Source organism: Rheinheimera sp., assembly GCF_965283995.1.
GTDB lineage: Bacteria > Pseudomonadota > Gammaproteobacteria > Enterobacterales > Alteromonadaceae > Pararheinheimera.
This window is the reverse complement of the sequence record NZ_CBDIQG010000001.1, coordinates 2,446,384-2,462,755: the sequence shown is the minus strand read 5'-3', so window position 1 is coordinate 2,462,755 and position 16,372 is coordinate 2,446,384. Positions and strand designations below refer to the sequence as shown.

General features: G+C 54.8%; 14 protein-coding genes. 6 read left to right on the top strand and 8 right to left on the bottom strand.

Going from position 1 to position 16,372, the window contains the following annotated elements:
* Positions 1–175 precede the first annotated feature (175 nt).
* The 8 genes from ACQ66Q_RS11080 to ACQ66Q_RS11045 form a co-directional block, all read right to left on the bottom strand.
* Complete coding sequence (locus ACQ66Q_RS11080) at positions 176–1,882, bottom strand: ATP-binding cassette domain-containing protein (RefSeq protein WP_430456858.1); 1,707 nt, start codon at positions 1,880–1,882, stop codon at positions 176–178.
* Entirely contained in the window at positions 1,879–3,678 is a 1,800-nt protein-coding gene (cydD, locus tag ACQ66Q_RS11075) for a thiol reductant ABC exporter subunit CydD (RefSeq protein ID WP_430456856.1), read from the bottom strand. The genes ACQ66Q_RS11080 and cydD overlap by 4 nt, the downstream gene beginning before the upstream one ends.
* Entirely contained in the window at positions 3,644–3,757 is a 114-nt protein-coding gene (gene cydX / locus ACQ66Q_RS11070) for a cytochrome bd-I oxidase subunit CydX (protein WP_208933096.1), read from the bottom strand. Before cydX ends, cydD begins: the two co-directional genes overlap by 35 nt.
* Before the next feature lie 15 nt (positions 3,758–3,772).
* A complete protein-coding gene (gene cydB, locus ACQ66Q_RS11065; protein WP_430456855.1) occupies positions 3,773–4,909 on the bottom strand; it encodes a cytochrome d ubiquinol oxidase subunit II in 1,137 nt (378 codons plus the stop codon).
* Position 4,910: 1 nt separating this feature from the next.
* The gene (locus ACQ66Q_RS11060) at positions 4,911–6,467 is read right to left on the bottom strand and encodes a cytochrome ubiquinol oxidase subunit I (protein ID WP_430456854.1); all 1,557 of its coding nucleotides are present in this window, start codon (positions 6,465–6,467) and stop codon (positions 4,911–4,913) included.
* 434 nt (positions 6,468–6,901) lie between these two features.
* Complete coding sequence (locus ACQ66Q_RS11055; protein ID WP_430456853.1) at positions 6,902–9,307, bottom strand: GH36-type glycosyl hydrolase domain-containing protein; 2,406 nt, start codon at positions 9,305–9,307, stop codon at positions 6,902–6,904.
* The gene (locus tag ACQ66Q_RS11050) at positions 9,307–10,740 is read right to left on the bottom strand and encodes an MFS transporter (RefSeq protein ID WP_430456852.1); all 1,434 of its coding nucleotides are present in this window, start codon (positions 10,738–10,740) and stop codon (positions 9,307–9,309) included. Before ACQ66Q_RS11050 ends, ACQ66Q_RS11055 begins: the two co-directional genes overlap by 1 nt.
* 73 nt (positions 10,741–10,813) lie before the next feature.
* Positions 10,814–11,344, bottom strand: a complete 531-nt coding sequence (locus ACQ66Q_RS11045) for a gluconokinase (protein WP_430456851.1) — start codon at positions 11,342–11,344, stop codon at positions 10,814–10,816.
* A gap of 177 nt (positions 11,345–11,521) precedes the next feature.
* On the opposite strand from ACQ66Q_RS11045, the gene ACQ66Q_RS11040 reads away from it, so the two are divergent.
* The 6 genes from ACQ66Q_RS11040 to ACQ66Q_RS11015 all read left to right on the top strand — a co-directional run bounded on the left by ACQ66Q_RS11040 (position 11,522) and on the right by ACQ66Q_RS11015 (position 16,341).
* A complete protein-coding gene (locus tag ACQ66Q_RS11040) occupies positions 11,522–12,565 on the top strand; it encodes a LacI family DNA-binding transcriptional regulator (RefSeq protein ID WP_430456850.1) in 1,044 nt (347 codons plus the stop codon).
* A 112-nt stretch (positions 12,566–12,677) separates the two neighbouring features.
* Positions 12,678–14,177, top strand: coding sequence for a serine hydrolase (locus tag ACQ66Q_RS11035; RefSeq protein WP_430456849.1), 1,500 nt, complete (start codon positions 12,678–12,680; stop codon positions 14,175–14,177).
* Positions 14,178–14,186: 9 nt separating this feature from the next.
* Entirely contained in the window at positions 14,187–14,579 is a 393-nt protein-coding gene (locus ACQ66Q_RS11030; RefSeq protein WP_430456848.1) for a DUF6249 domain-containing protein, read from the top strand.
* 9 nt (positions 14,580–14,588) lie between these two features.
* Positions 14,589–15,149, top strand: a complete 561-nt coding sequence (locus ACQ66Q_RS11025; protein WP_430456847.1) for an RNA polymerase sigma factor — start codon at positions 14,589–14,591, stop codon at positions 15,147–15,149.
* Positions 15,149–15,379 (top strand): hypothetical protein, encoded by a 231-nt coding sequence (locus ACQ66Q_RS11020; protein WP_430456846.1) that lies wholly within the window; start codon positions 15,149–15,151, stop codon positions 15,377–15,379. Before ACQ66Q_RS11025 ends, ACQ66Q_RS11020 begins: the two co-directional genes overlap by 1 nt.
* Before the next feature lie 95 nt (positions 15,380–15,474).
* Complete coding sequence (locus ACQ66Q_RS11015; protein ID WP_430456845.1) at positions 15,475–16,341, top strand: hypothetical protein; 867 nt, start codon at positions 15,475–15,477, stop codon at positions 16,339–16,341.
* Positions 16,342–16,372 lie beyond the last annotated feature (31 nt).

Here is a 16,372-nt window from a genome sequence, read left to right as displayed (position 1 = left end):
AAGTTTTGATCTGGTGGGGCGGCTGCCCAAGCTGTAGCACAAAATAAACCGAGGCAAAACGATAAGATTCTACAGAAGTCCATTACGTGTGGTCCTGTCGCTGTCCAAAGAACTTACAGTGTAGCTATTGCCTAAAAATTAGCATGCCAAAATTAAACAAGTATCGGTACATGCTTCAGCACTGGCAAGTCGTGGCTTGATCCACTCTGTGATGCAGGGACCACTCTCTGTTAAACACCTGATCCTGCTGTTGCTGATGGCTGGCGATGATCAAAATGCCATGCTGTTGAAAGGCCGCCAGTCGCTGCAACAGTTGTTGTGCCAGCTGCTGTTGCAAGCCGGCGAAGGGTTCGTCGAGCAGCAATACCGCTGGTTTTTGTAGCAGTAAGCGCGCTAAGGCAAACCGCTTTAATTCGCCGCCGGACAAACCGACGCCATAGTCGCCGAGCACGGTCAATAAGCCCTGATTTTGCCGCGCCAGCCAGCCATCTAAGCCAACCGATGTCAGCACCTGTAGTAGTTCTTCGTCCGATGCGGACGGTTTAGCGAGGCGCAAGTCTGCCGCCACCGACAAGCCAAACAGATAAGGCCGCTGCGGCAGATAACCAAGCTGTTGATACAACGCTGCGGTGGGCCATTGCTCAAGTGCCAGCCCCTGCAACAATATGGACCCTGTTAAAGCCGGTATTTCCGCCGCCAGCGTTTGCAGCAAACAACTTTTGCCGCTGCCAGACGGGCCTTTTAACAGCACCACGTCACCTTGTTGAAAGCTTGCACTGACCTCGCCGAGCGGTTGTTGAAAGCCAAACTGCAGCTGCCGGATGTCCAGCGTCACGCCATGACTTAAATCTGGCGCCGCTGCCGCAGCGACATCCGACGATGAACAGACCGGCGCTGCCAGTGCATTGCAACGCTGCTGCGCAGCGCGGAGCTGACCATAGCTTTGTGGCAGCAGTAGCAATGAAAACAATAGCTCGGACAGCCCCAGCCATGCGAGCACCAGGCCAAGCCATAGCGGCACCGCAAGCGGAAATGGTTGCTGTGCGAGCAGTGCCGTCAACATCGGCCAGCATAAAGCTGCGAGGCCCGCCAAGATCAGCAGCTGCAATAACCACTGCGCTGCCAGCTGGCCATATTGCTGCCGTTGTTGTAATTGCAGCACCTGTTGATCGAGCTGGATAAACTGCTGTTGACGCTGCTGCCAATGGCCCGTGGTTAATAAAGTGGTCAGCAATTGCAGATTTTCCAGCAGCAAGCCACGCCGTTGCCCCTGCAACTGCACTTCGGTAGCCGCTTGTTGCACCGGCCCGCTTGTGCCTTTTTGGGAGACAACCACAATCGACAGCGCCAGAACCAGCAACAGCGCTGCGACCGGCCAAAAGGCGTCGGGTAACAGCACCAATAGCAGAAACAAAAAAGCCGCGCTCAGTAAGCTGGCATAACCCAATGGATTCAATAACCGCAACGGCAGCTGGTCCAGCACATCGATATCAGCAATCAGTCGCTGCAAACGGTCACCGCCGGCCAACACGGTATCGCCACTTTGCTGCGTCCCGTTTTGCTGAGCCAGAGAGACAAACACCTGCACCCGCAGCGCTGCCAGCAAACGCAGCACCAAGGCATGCGACAACACCCGTTCGCCATAACGACCGGCGGTGCGCATGATGGCAAACAGCCGGATCAAAGCGCCGGGTCTTAAATAGTTAAAACTGGCGCCAACGCCGGCTGCCGCGGCGGCGCTGATAAACCAACCGGACCAGGCCAGCAGTGCCACAGTGGCAAATACTGTCAGCACGCCCAGACTGAAACTTAAGCTCCAGCCGGCTTTGTGGGTCCGCCACAGATCCCGTAAGCGGATCTGTCCGTGTTTGTGTTGCTTCATCCGACCTCCCCGAGCGGTTGTCGGCCGATGATCTGCCCTTGTTGTAACAACAAAGCGCCGTCCAGGAAGCTCAGCTGCTGCCACTGATGGCTGGCGATCAGCAGCGTACGGCCCAAACTGAGTTGCGCCAGCAACACCGCCAACTCAGCGGCAGTGTCCTGGTCCAGCTCGGCAAAAGGCTCATCCAGCAACCATAAGGCCCGATCCGCCAGCAACAGCCGCGCCAGACACAGCCGCTGCTGCTGTCCCCCGGATAAGCCCTGCCCGGCTTCGCCTAATAGATAGTTAAGCGCAGTAGCCGCGCCCAGTTCCACCAGCAACCCTACCTGTTGCAGCGCAGCGGTCAACACAGTATCAGTGGCGCCAGGCAAGGCCATTCGCAAATTCTCAGCCACAGTGCCGGCGAACAATTCCGGTGTTTGGGTTAAATAACTCAGTTGCGACCAAAGCTGTGGTCTGTTGTTGGCTGCAAACTGCTGACCGGCAAACTGATAGTCGCCGTCAAAGTCGGCAAAACCGGCCAGTAATTGTAATAACGAAGATTTGCCACTGCCGCTGTCGCCCTGCAGCAGCAAGCGCTCACCCGCCCTGATGTGTAATTGTGGGATCACTAAGCGCGGCTTGGCCTCTGTGCCAAGCCGGATCTGCTGCAATTGGATCAGTGGCGTGTTTTCGCTGGGTAAACTGACGGAGAACTCACGCTCAGTTGCTGGACTGTCGACTTGTAGCGATTTCATCGGTAATGACGGCAGCAACCAAAGCGGTTTAAGCGCCAGCGCCGCGGCTTCAGCCTGCGCTTTGGCATGATAATCAGCGCCGAGCTGGCGCAGCGGCTGATAAAACTCCGGCGCCAGCAACAAAATAAACAACGCCGGCGCAAAAGCCACCGGCACTTCACCTTTAGCCCAGGGCAATTCGCCCAAAAGTCCAAGGCCTAAATACAACGCCACCAGCGCGATGGCGAGCGAGGCAAACAATTCCAGTACTGCCGTCGACAAAAATGCCAGCCGCAACACCTGTAATGAACTTTGCCGATAGCGCTCTGTGGCATGCTCCAGCTGCGCGGTCGCCTGTGGGATCGCATTGAGCCGGCGCAGCAGCGACAACCCCTGCAAAAATTGCCAGAGCCGGGCGCCCATCCGGCCTAATTCTGCCAGTTTTTCACTGCTGGCTTTGCTGGCCTCACGCCCCACCAGAATCATAAAAAGTGGCACCAGCGGTGCAGTGATCAGTAATAACATCCCGGCTAACAGGCTGTGCCAACATACGACGATGGCAATACACAGTGGCGTCCAGATCACCTGAAACAATTGGGGCCAATAGCGGCTGATATAACCGTCCAACGCATCGATTTGTTCGGTCAATAAGGTCGACAACAAGCCGTCACTGCCAAAGCGTTGCCGCGCCGGGCCTTGCGCCGCCAGCCGGTTGAGCAATTGTTGGCGCAGGTCAGCCCGTAACAAACGACTGCTTTGTTGCGTCAGCCCATCGCGCAGCAGCAGACACAGCTGGCGCAGCACAAAAGCCAGCGCAAACTGCCACAATAATGAAAAAGGAAATTCCGGCGCAGGCGTTGCCGTTAAAAGTGCTGCCGCCGGCAGAGCAGCAGCCAGCATGGCATCGGCCAGCAGCGCCAGACACCACATCTGCCAAAGCAACAGCGGCACTGACAGTGCCGCTGCAAACACAGCCAGCAGTAGCCTGGGCCGATGAGGCTTCAGCCACTGCTGTAATAAAGGCAGCGCGCTATTCAGAACGGGCTTATTCAGAACCCTGATCCTCTTCGGCGTAGCCATTTAATTCCAGCCACATCGCATTGATGATGCCAAAAGAACAGGCCAGTAATACTCCTAAAATCCAGGCGAAATACCACATGATGTTGTCCTTTTTTTAATATAAAGAATGGCTGTTGTCACGGATCTGCTGCTCATTGAGCCGGCCAAACATCTTGATGTAACTCCAGATGGTATAACCGAGCACAATAGGCACAAACACACAGGCAACAAAGAACATAATTTTTAATGTCAGCTCACTGGATGTTGCATCCCACATGGTCAGACTGTGGTTCGGCATCGAGCTGGATGGCATGACAAAGGGGAACATCGAGATGCCACAGGTCAGGATCACGCCGGCCTGACCTAATGAAGTCAGCAGGAATGCCAGCGCGCCTTTACCAGCTTTGCTTAGCAGGCCGCTCAGCGCAAATGCAGCAACACCTAATGCCGGTGCCAGCCACAACAGTGGATAACTGGCATAGTTCTGCAACCAGGCGCCACTGCGCACTTCCACGGTTTTGCTGACGGCGTTATTAATCGCATTGCTATCCAAAGCGCTGGTAACGACATAACCATCAATGCCGGCATTGAGCCAAACCCCGGCCAGCACAAACAAAGCTGCTGCACCCAAACCGGCAATTAACCCCACGGTTTGACTGCGTTTCAGGATGTCGCCTTCAGTTTTCATCTGCAGGTAAGCCGCGCCTTGGCTGACAAACATCAGTAAGCTCAGCACGCCCACCAACAACGCAAATGGGTTTAACAGCGCAAAGAAGCTACCGGTATATTTGATACGCAGCAGTTCGTCAAAATGGAACGGCACGCCTTGTAACAAATTACCAAAGGCCACGCCAAAAATGATTGGTGGCACGGCCGAGCCAAAGGTCAGCGCCCAGTCCCAGTTGCTGCGCCAGGCCGGATTTTCCAGCTTCGAGCGGTAGTCAAAGCCAATCGGACGCATAAAAAGTGCAGCAAGCGTCAGCATCATCGCCAGATAAAAACCACTGAATGCGGTGGCATAGACCGGCGGCCAGGCAGCAAACAAGGCGCCACCAGCGGTGATGAGCCAGACTTGATTACCGTCCCAGTGCGGCGCGACGGCATTAATCATCACCCGCCGCTCCATGTCGTTTTTACCGACCACTTTTAACAAAGCGCCGACGCCCATATCAAAACCGTCGGTAATGGCAAAGCCGATAAACAGCACGCCAATCAATAACCACCAGATAAATCTTAAAAATTCGTAATCCATGTTACACCTCAGTCGCTTTGCCGGTTTCGAAATCGTATTTGCCGGTATGCAGGCTGGACGGGCCTTTGCGGGCAAAATGCTGCATCAGCCAGACTTCGATAATCAGGAAAATGGTATAGAGCACAGTGATCAGGATCAGACTGGTCCAGATCTCGGCCGGGGTTAAACCAGACGCCGCCATATGGGTTGGCAGCACTTCACCGACCGCCCAAGGCTGACGACCGTATTCCGCCACAAACCAGCCGGCTTCACAGGCGATCCACGGCAATGGCAGACCAAACAGGGCAGCTTTTAATAACCAGGTTGGTTTACGTTCCAGTCGTTTGGCGCTGTAGTAGAAACTCAGGGCAAAAATTACCAGCATGGCAAAACCGGCCGCGACCATGATGCGGAAGCTCCAGAACATCGGTGCCACCTGCGGAATACTGCCATCAACTGCCGCCTGAATTTGCTCTGGCGTGGCTTTACTTGGGTCTTCAGCATAAGCGGTGACTAACAGGCCATAGCCTAAGTCTTTTTTCACGCTGTCAAACGCGGCTTTGGTCTCGGCAGAAGTATCGCCGCCGCGCAGCAGGCGCAATAAGCGGTAGGCTTCGATGCCATTGATGATACGGGCGCGGTGCTGCTCTTTTAAGTCTTTCAGACCACTAACCGGTTCATCCAGTGAGCGGGTCGCAATCAGACCGAGTGCATAAGGAATTTTCACGGCATAGTCAGTGGTTTGCGTTTCGCTGTTTGGCACGCCAATCACGGTAAAAGACGCCGGCGCCGGATGGGTCTCCCATTCCGCTTCCACCGCTGCCAGTTTCACCCGCTGCACGTCGCCGAGCTCATAACCGGATTCATCACCGAGCACAATCACCGACACAGACGCCGCCAGACCAAAGGCCGAGGCAATAGCAAAACTGCGGCGGGCAAAGGCTAAATCGCGGCCTTTAAGCATGTACCAGGCCGAAATGGCCAGCACAAACATCGCGCCTGTGACATAACCAGCCGACACGGTATGGACAAATTTGACCTGCGCCACCGGGTTAAAGATGACTTCGCTGAAGCTGGTCATTTCCATCCGCATCGTTACATAGTTAAATTCGGCACCGACCGGGTTTTGCATCCAGCCGTTGGCAATCAGAATCCACAGCGCCGACAGGTTAGAGCCTAAGGCCACCAGCCAGGTCACAGCTAAATGCTGCACCTTGCTTAACCGGTCCCAGCCGAAGAAAAACAGGCCAACCAGCGTCGATTCAAGGAAAAACGCCATCAGGCCTTCAATCGCCAGCGGCGCGCCAAAAATATCGCCGACATAATGCGAGTAATAAGACCAGTTGGTACCGAACTGGAATTCCATCGCGATACCGGTAGTGACCCCCAGCGCGAAGTTAATGGCAAACAACTTGCCCCAGAACTTGGTCATATCGCGGTAAATTTCTTTGCCGGTCATCACATAAACCGATTCCATGATCGCCAGTAAAAACGTCATACCGAGCGTCAGCGGCACAAATAGGAAGTGGTACATTGCCGTAAAGGCAAACTGCAAGCGCGAGAGTTCGACGATATCCATCCACCGTCTCCTGTGGGGTTAATTTACTTAATCATTTACTAATGTAAGCGCTGTCTTGCAAAACGGCGACGCTTAACTGCCGGGTTATTGATCAACATCAAATTTGCCATCACAACAGCGCTGGCACCGCGAGGTTCTGTCGCAACAAAGCTCTGTTGCAACACGGCGGCGTGCTGTACTTCAGCGCCAGACTATTGTCCGCCGCTTGCAGGGTTTAAACCTTGATTAGAATCAAACATGAGGGGTAAAAGCACATGCTGCGACAATTTGCCACAGCAGCGCTGCATCCCTGCGAACTGTGGCTAAGTATTGGAACAGCTTCAGATTTTTGCAAACTTGCATGGAAAACAATAGGTATCAGTCTGCAGGATTGCAGACCTTGCTCTGGCAAAGCAGCTGGAATGAAGTGCTGCTGTCGGACCTGTTGCGCCTAATCACAGCGGCAGTAACACCCGCAGCCGGTAAATCCGGCCGGAATGGATCTCTGGCAGTAAATTGTCGGCCAGCAGCTGGTTCTGCAGATAAACCTGTTGCGCAGCGATGCCCGTCTGGCGGCTAAAACTGCACTCGATCACCGCGCCACGAAAACGCCGCGTGACGGTCGCCTGTGGCCAATGCGCTGGCAATTGCGGTGCGATACGCAGGCCCTTGCCTTCGCCTTTGAGGCCAAACAGATGTTCAATCAGGCAACGATACAGCCAATGCACAGTGCCGGTATTCAGCAGCTGACTGGAACGGCCGGCGGTACGCGGGTATTGCGTAAAAGCCCCCCGATAATAATTCGGCAAAAACACCGGCAACTGACCGCGCTGACGCTGATCGGCCTCATCATCAGATGGCAGCATCTGGCGCAGCACCTGAAACGCGCGGTCCGCGATGCTCTGATCCGAATCGCCCACCTGATATAAGGCATACAAATAAAAGGCGGCGGCGTGGTTATAGACAGAACCATTTTCGGCCGAACCGGGGAATTTTTGCGTGACCCGGCCGACATCGTCGCGCATTGCGGTATAAGCTGGCGCCAGCATTTGCACGCCGTACGGCGTTTGTAGCTGGGCTTCGACCGCCTGCAGCATTGCCTGCTGTTGCGCCGGATTGGCCGCGCCGCTCAGTAGCGCCCAGCTTTGTGGATTTAAGAAAATGCGGCCTTCCGCATCTTTGCTGATGCCAAACACCACATCATCATCGGTGATGCCACGGCCATACCACTGGCCGTCCCACAGATACTGATTCACTGCCTGATTAAAGGCAGTCGCCTTGACCCGGTATGCTGCTGACAGCTCGGTTTCGCCCTGGGTCTCACATAGATCGGCCCAGGTATTCAGCGCATAAGCGGCCGCCAGACTGAGCCAGCCCGACACCCCATGGCCTTTGTAGCCGACCATATTCATCGGGTCGCACCAGTCGCCCTGTTCAATGTAACTTAAACAGCGGTCGTCTTTTTTCTGCCAGAGCCAGGCCATGGCGCGGTGCAGGTGTTCACGCACAGTGGTCGTGCCGGCAGCGGTTTCCTTATAGCCGACTTGTTCGTCCAGCAAGGACCAGTCGTTGGTTTCATCGAGATAAGCGCGCAGGAATAGCGGCAACCAGACACATTGGTCAGTATGCGGCACCTGATTGATGTATTTGAGCTGGGCGTCAGGGTGCAGCAAAATCCCGTCCGGCATTTCACCGCTCTGATGCTGTTGCGACAATGCGGTCAGCAAGGCGGCTCTGGCCACGTCCGGCGCCAGATAGGTCATGCCCATGTGGTCCTGCAGATAATTACGCGTCTGCGGATCTGTGGTCAGCCGGTTTACATCGCCGTGGTAATAGACCTGGCGCGGTAACCACTGATTGACGAAGTTATCCAGCCCGCTGTCCGGTGTACTGATCTGAATGGCCGGGGTGATGGCCGCCTGCTGCGCCCGATACGCCTGCACTGCCGCGGTAAAACCGTCCGCGGCCCCTGAAACAGCAGGGCCAAAAAAACGCTGCCGGATGGCGGCGATCTCGGCATGATCTCGCGCCGGACCAAAGACAAAGCGGTACAACTCGGTCGCGCCGGGCGACAGCACCACATCATATTGCAGCGCACAGGCCGGCGTTTCATAGTCGGCGCAGCCGTTCCTGAGCATCGCCGCTGCAACCCCGTCTGGTGCCGCCAGCCCACCTTCGCCTTCAAACTGTTGCTGATTAGCTTCCCACGCCAAAGGCGCGCGTTCTGCCAGTAAAAAGGTCTGATCTTTAAAGTCTTTTTGTTTGAAATAATCCGGATATTTCTGATACGGCGTCACGCTGCTGCACACCACCGCCTGCAATGCCGGCTCATAACGCCCGCCCTGATTCATCCAGGACATATAACCGACCGGAAAATAAGGATACAGGCTGAGCCGGCGCGTCGCGGTCCCCAGATTCCGCACTCTGAGTTGCCACAACTCCAGTGGTGCATCCGGCGCCAGGCTCAGTCGCCACTCCAGCCGCAAGTCATCACTGAGTTCCAGCTGCCAGCAGATATCCGCCGCGCCGGCAGAAAAAACAAAACTCGCGACCGGCTTGCGCACCGGTTCATAAGGTACAGACCACAGCGCGCCGCTGTCTTTGTCTTTGACATAAACAAAACGGCCCGGATGATGCGCGTAATACGGCTGCTCTGGCTGCATAAAAGTCTTGGCTTCCAGATTCGGCGCATGGGCATATTTGGCAGGCTCCGGCTGCATAAACTGCGCGGTGGCGTAACCGCGACAGTTCAGTTGCACCAGCATGTGTTTATTCCACAAAAAAGCCGTGGCCTGTGGCATGGCGGTGGCACTGAATAACTGATAACGCTGCCCCGCAGCGTCCGGACTCATCAAAGGCATCAGGATTTACTCATTACATCATCTGCATCGACAGCAGGCAGCCCGCGTCGCGCCGAGAGCTCCGCCTGGATCTGGCGCAGCTGCGCTTCGGTCAACGGATAAAACCACATCACAGCGGCAGCGACGAGCGCAACCACACCGGGGATCACCGACATCAGCCACAAAATACCTTGTTGCGAGCCGGCATTTTGTGTCGTATTTGCCACGTATCCGAGTAACGCCAATAACCAACCGATACAGGCTGACGCCAGCGCACCGCCAAGTTTTTGCGAAAAAGTCGCGGCGGAAAACGTCATCGCCGTGGCCCGCCGGCCGGTGCGCCATTCATTGTAGTCGGCGCTGTCGGCATACATCGAAAACGCCAGCGGCGACTTGGGCCCCAGCACAAAACCAATCGCCAGATTCAGCGCAAACACCGCACTGATATTATCCGGTGGCACAAAATACAGCGCCAGCGACAACAGGCCAGCCAGACTCATCAGGCCCATCATCAGCGTTTTTTTATCGAAAAACCGCGTCAGCAGCGGCGTCGATGCCGCACCCAGCGCCAATGCCAGCATATAACTGGACAGGAATTCACCGACCAGCTGCGGCTGCTGCAGATAATATTTGAAGTAATACACAGCGCTGCTGGCGCGCATCGTAATGGTGATCATGATCACCAACGCCAGACAAAACAGCACCAGCCAGGGTTTGTTGCCGGCCAAATCACGGATATCCTGCCACACCGGCACCGGGGCGCTGCTGACCGGCTGGATGCGTTCGCGGGTACTGGCAAAAGTGCACAAAAATAGCAAAGCTGCGGCGAGGCCAAACAAACCCATCGTCAGTTGCCAGCCCAGCACGTCATCGCCTTGCCCCAACCAGGGCACCAGCTTCGGCGTCAGATAAGTCACCAGAATGCCGCCGGTAAAACCACCGATAAAACGGAAACTGACTAGCGTGGTGCGCTGCTGGCTGTCCGCAGTGATCACACCGGACAGCGCGGAATACGGAATATTGATGCCGGTGTAAATCAGCATCAGCAGACTATAAGTGCAATAAGCCCAGATTAACTTGCCGTCAGCATCGAGGTCCGGCGTGGTATAGGTCAAGACGCCGGCACCGGCCAGTGGCAACGCCAGCCATAATAAATAAGGCCGGAATTTACCAAAACGGCTGCGGGTCCGGTCAGCAATGGCGCCCATCATCGGGTCGGTAAAGGCATCAATAATTTTGGTGATCAGCATCATTGTGCCGGCGGCCGCTGCCGAAATGCCAAATACATCAGTGTAGAAAATCAGCAGAAACGCTGAGATATTGGCCCAATAGAAGTTAAAACCGATATCGCCGACACCATAACCGGCTTTTTCCCAAAAGCGCAGCGGCTGGGCCGCAGGACTGTATGGCTGGGATTGCGAGTCGCTGACTATGTTGTCCGGTGTGGCAGTCATGACAAAAAACCTGATGTGCTGGGCATGGTTAGAACTCCGTTATTTTGTTAGCGCAATCATTCATTTTTTCTGCCTACCCCAGCGCAAGACCAATTCGCTTTAACTGGTCTGAAAGCGGCAATTGCAGGTCCAGCCACAACACATCGGGTTCCAGCGCTGGTACCTGCATGGTCCTGAGCTGGCTTTGTAACATCGAGGCCGGCATAAAATGCGCCGATCTTTGGCTTAAGCGCTCTGCCAATACCGCCGCAGGGCCATGCAGATAAACAAAAAGCGGGGCCGCAGCGGCAGCACGGATCTGCGCCCGTTGCTGTTGAATAAGGCCCGAGTAACTCAGTACGGTCTGCAGGCCTTGATTTTTCTGCTGCTGCAGCTGCTGACACAACAGTTCGACCCATTGCTGGCGCAGCGCCGGCGACAACGGCTGACCGGCCGCCATCATCTGTTTGCCGGCATCGCTATGAAAATCATCGCCTTCCAGATAGGTCCAGCCGAGCGCGTTGGCACAATGTTGTGCCAGCGTAGATTTGCCGCTACCGGCCACGCCCATCAGGATCAGCGTCTGAATTTTCGCTGTATCGACCATCTCTGTTCTGCCTGCCATACCGCCGGGTTTGCCACTGTCTAACCAGTGCTCACCGGTCGCATTGAAGATTGTTGAAACGCTGTTCAGCAGCTTAAATCAGGCAAAATGTTAGCGCAACCATTTTGCTTGCAAGTGGAATTTCTATTAAGGTGTGCAGAGATTTGTTGACCATGTAGCGCAAGCAGGCCCACGCCGATGAACCGTAAACCCAATTTAAAAGATGTGGCTGAACTGGCCGGTGTCAGCGCGATTACGGTGTCACGGGTGTTAACGCATCCGGATAAAGTAGCAGCCAAGTCACGGCAAAAAGTCGAACAGGCAATTGCTGAGCTGGGTTATATCCGCAACCACGCCGCCAGCGCACTGGCGTCTAACCGCTCCGGCGTGCTGGCCGTGATCATCCCGTCGTTGTCGAATATTGTGTTTAACGAAGTGCTGCAGGGTATCTACAGTGCGGTCAAACCGCACCAGTTGCAGGTCATTCTGGGTGATTGTCATTATTCGCCGCTGGAAGAAGAAAAGCTGATCGCCACCTTGTTAAGTCAGGCACCGGAAGGGCTGATCCTGACCGGCACCGATCAGACCGACTATGCCCGAAAACTGCTGCAAAACGCTGGTATTCCGGTGGTTCAGCTGATGGAGCTGACGGATAACCCGATTGATATCAATATCGGTTTTTCCCATTTTGCCGCCGGCCAAGCGATGACTGAACATTTGTTGGCGCGCGGGTATCGTCGCATCGGCTTTCTTGGTGCCCGGATGGACCCACGTACTCAGCATCGGCTGGCAGGCTTTCGCAAGGCAATCGAGGACTGGAACACCGCAAACAACGCTGAAAACTCAGGCGCTGAGCCTAGTTCCGCATGCTGCGAGCCGTATGTCGTCACGACCAGCCAGTCATCGTCGATAAAACTCGGCGGCCAACTGCTGCAGTCTGTGATGGCCGAATCTGCCGGCCAGTGTGATGCCGTTTTTTGTTGTAATGACGATTTGGCGCTGGGTGCTTTGTTTGCGGCGCGGCAAATGAACCTGCGGATCCCGGCAGACCTTGCCATCGCCGGTTTTAACGACCTCGAAGCCTCAGCGTTAGTCGACCCCGGCATTACCAGCGTCGCTTCCCCCCGTTTCGCCATGGGCCAGCAGGCAGTAGAACTCATCCTGCAAAAAGCCAGCGGCGCTCAGACAGAATTCTCCCCGCTCGACGTGGGTTTTAGCATTATGGTACGCGGCTCGACCTGAGCGCGCCGAGCACAAGCCCTGCATCTTTTTCGCAAAAATATTCACCAAAGTGAAATCCAAAGCCAATCCGGCGTGCATCTAAGTTTCAGCATATTTAACCGGAGAACCCAAGATGCTGAAACTCACTTTATCCCTGCTCACAGCGGCAGTATTCAGCCTGTGCTGTAAAACCGCAGAAGCGGCACAGACGTCATATACCGCAGAATCGCTGCATCAAGCACTGAGCGATAAAGACGCAGAATTTTTCCAGCGCGGTTTTAATCAATGTGATCTGGCATACCTGGAAACTACGGTCAGCGCGCAGCTGAAGTTCTACCACGACCGCGGCGGCTTTCAGGATAAACCGCTGTTTATGCAAAGTGTGCGGCAAAACCTCTGCAGCGACCCGGCGCATAAGCCTATCCGCAAATTGGTTGCCGGCAGCTTAAAGACTTTTCCGTTATACAAAGATCAACAACTCTATGGCGCTATCCAGCATGGCGAACATGAGTTCTATCTGCGCGAGCCAGGCAAAGCCGACCGGCTGACCGGCACTGCCCGCTTTACTTCGGTCTGGCTGCAACAAGGCGACAATTGGATACTCAGCGATGTGCTGAGTTATGACCATCAAGACCCTGTAGCTGAGGCCCCGAACACTGGTAAAACAGTTACAGAACCGTCCGCCGCCTTGATCGAAACCTTATTAAAACAACATCAGGTGCCGGCGCTTGGGCTTGGTGTGATTAGCCAGGGCAAATTGCAGTCGGTGCGCGTGTTTGGTGAATTACAACAGGGCGTGCCCGCACCGGCCAATACGGTGTTTAAAGTGGCGTCGCTGACCAAACCTATTGTCAGCCTGTTAACCTTACGACTGGTGGCAGCTGGCAAACTGAGCCTCGATGAACCGCTGGCGCGTTATTGGGTAGACCCGGATGTCAAAGCCGACCCACGCCATCTGTTGTTAACGCCACGGCTGGTGCTGACGCATCAGAGCGGTTTTGCTAACTGGCGTTACCTTGAGCCCAACAAAAAACTGCAATTTCAGTTTCAGCCCGGTACGCAACATCAGTATTCCGGCGAAGGCTTTGAATATCTGCGCAAGGCACTGGAAGCGAAATTTGGTCAACCGCTGGAGCAACTGGCGACACAATATGTATTTAAACCGGCCGGCATGACCGATACGCATTTTTACTGGACCGCCGATGTCGACGAGCAGCGCTATGCCCGCAATCACGATGCCAAAGGCCAGCTGCTGCCGCTGGAAAAATACAGCACTGCCAATGCGGCGGCGAACTTGCTGACCACTGTCGAAGACTACAGCAAGTTCCTCGTGTTTGTGCTGGCGCAGCAACAAGAGATGCCGGCCTTGTACCAGCAGATGCAGACTATCCAGGTGAAGCTAAAACCCAATAATGGCGTTGGCCTTGGCTGGGAAATCTTCTCCGGCTTCCCCGCTGGAGAATCTCTGCTGCTGCATACCGGCAAAGATCCGGGTGTATCCACCGCCGCGATGCTGTTTCCGCGCAGCGGCAACGGTTATGTGATTTTTATGAATGGCGACAACAATGCCCCGGTGCTTGAACAACTGCTGCCGCAGTTGTACCTTGGCGCTGAACTGTGGCAACGAAAGTAAGTACAACAAATGAACGGACAAGAATGGGCCGAGATCCTGGTACCTTTAATTTCCTTCAGCGCACTGGTGGCGCTACTGGCGTTGTTATTGTTGTACAAGTACAAGAAAAAGAAGCTGTTTCTGCAGATGGTCGAACGCACTCTGCATCAGCAAGCGCCGCTGCCGCCGGAGACTATCCGCGAAGTCGCCAACCACTTTTTCTCTGCTAACCGCGACTTACGCAAAGGTATTTTTTTACTGGTGCTGGCGCTGGCCATTCTGGCCTTTTCTGCGCTTGCCGATTTTCCGCAGCGCGGCAATCTGGATTTAAATGACGCCCTGAACGGCATCGCCATGTTGCCGGGGCTGCTGGGTCTGGCGTTTTTACTGCTGGCATGGCTTGACCGCCAGCGGCCGCATTAAGCCAGCGCTGTGGCAAAACCGCCATCCAACCGACCAGCGCTGCAACAGGCGTCGGTCGAACAGCTGGTCGCTATCGTGCAAGTCGCCGGCGACAGCGCGGCGTTTAACGAATTATTTGGCCGGTTTGAGCGCAAACTGCGGGCGTTTTTATTGTATAAATCCAGCGACAGCAAGTTTGAAGTCGATGATTTAATGCAGGAAACTTATGTGAAGGCCTTCCTGCATATCGGCCAGTATCAGCAACAAGCCGAGTTCTCGACCTGGCTGTTACGCATTGCCATCAATGAGTTATTGCAGGCCAAACGGGCACAAGGCATTTTTGCCCGGCTGAAGCAGCGTTGGTTTCACAGTGAACCAGAAACACAGAGCCATACCGATCTCAGCGCTGAACAGCGCGATGCGGCATCTTTGCTGGCATACCTCAGCGATGTACAGCAGCAAGTGTTTGTCTGTGCTGAATTTTATGGTTACTCACAAAGCGAAATTGCCGAAAAATTGCAATTGCCACTCGGCAGCGTTAAAACCTATATGAAACAGGCGCGTGAAGCGCTCGACAGGATAAACCGCTGATGTTGAAACTGAAATGGCAACAACGACTGCGCCTTGTGCTCTGGCAACAACGGCGCCTGCTGATCCTGAGCAGTGCCAGTCTGCTGGCTGGGCTGCTAATGCTGGCCGGCAACGCCATATTGCTGTCGTTGGCACCGGCATTACCGACCATCGCAGCACCGCTGCTGACGCTGGGTCAGCTGGGCATTGCCGGGCTTTTAGTCACACTGATACTGATTGCGGCAGATTAGTCGGTCTACCGCCGCTAGCACGATGAGAAAAAACTGCCGTGATTTGCCGGTTTGCAGTACCATCAGATTTTTAACGGTATCGTCGGGGAATGGATATGACTCTCTCTCGCTGCTGGCTGCTGTTTTTATTGATTGGCGCTGCGCCGGTGTGGGCCAATACCCCTGCCACTGCTGCCGTTGAGTTGCACCATTATGATACTGAATCTATCGCGCGACTGAATGGCGGCGACAGCGACGGCTCCGCCGATATCGACACAAACCTGTTGTTGTTTAAAGCCTTAGGCGATGTACCTGCCGTGCGTGAAATGCCACTTGCCCGTACTGACCACATGATGGAGCAGGGTTTGCGGGTCTGTTCACTGAACCGGGTGAAGAACAAATCGCGGGATGCCAAATTTCTGTTTTCACTGCCGGTCAATTTTTATCTGGGTTATCAGCTATACCAGCATGCCACTACCGACCCCTTGCCGGCATCGCTGCTAAACGGCAAAAATCAGATCCGCAGTCTAAAACAGCTGATGCAGCATTATCCGCACAATCAAATTGTCATCCCGAAAGCCTATTCATTTGGTGATGCACTGGACCAGGCGGTCGCTGAAATTCCGGCCCGCCAGATCACGGCCATTTCGACGTCACATTACTACCAGCATTTTGTTGCGATGTTTGAGGCCGGGCGCGCTGATTTTATTCTGCTCTATCCAACTGAAATCCAGGCTTATCTGCAAATGACTCCGGCGCTGCAAGTCCGGCATTATCCGCTCGCGCAGGCGCAGCAGTACACCACAGGCCACATGATGTGTGCGGATACCATACAAACCCGCGAGTTTGTCCGCCGCGTCGATGCCGCCCTGCGTAAACTCTATCGCGACCCGTTATTTATCGAAGCAAACAGCCGCACGCTAGCGGCAGCAGAAGCAGCACAAATTCGCCGGGCGATTCGGGCACAAGCAGCGGCCAAATAAACCTTGTACTTGGTTGGCGCCGCTGCAAAGG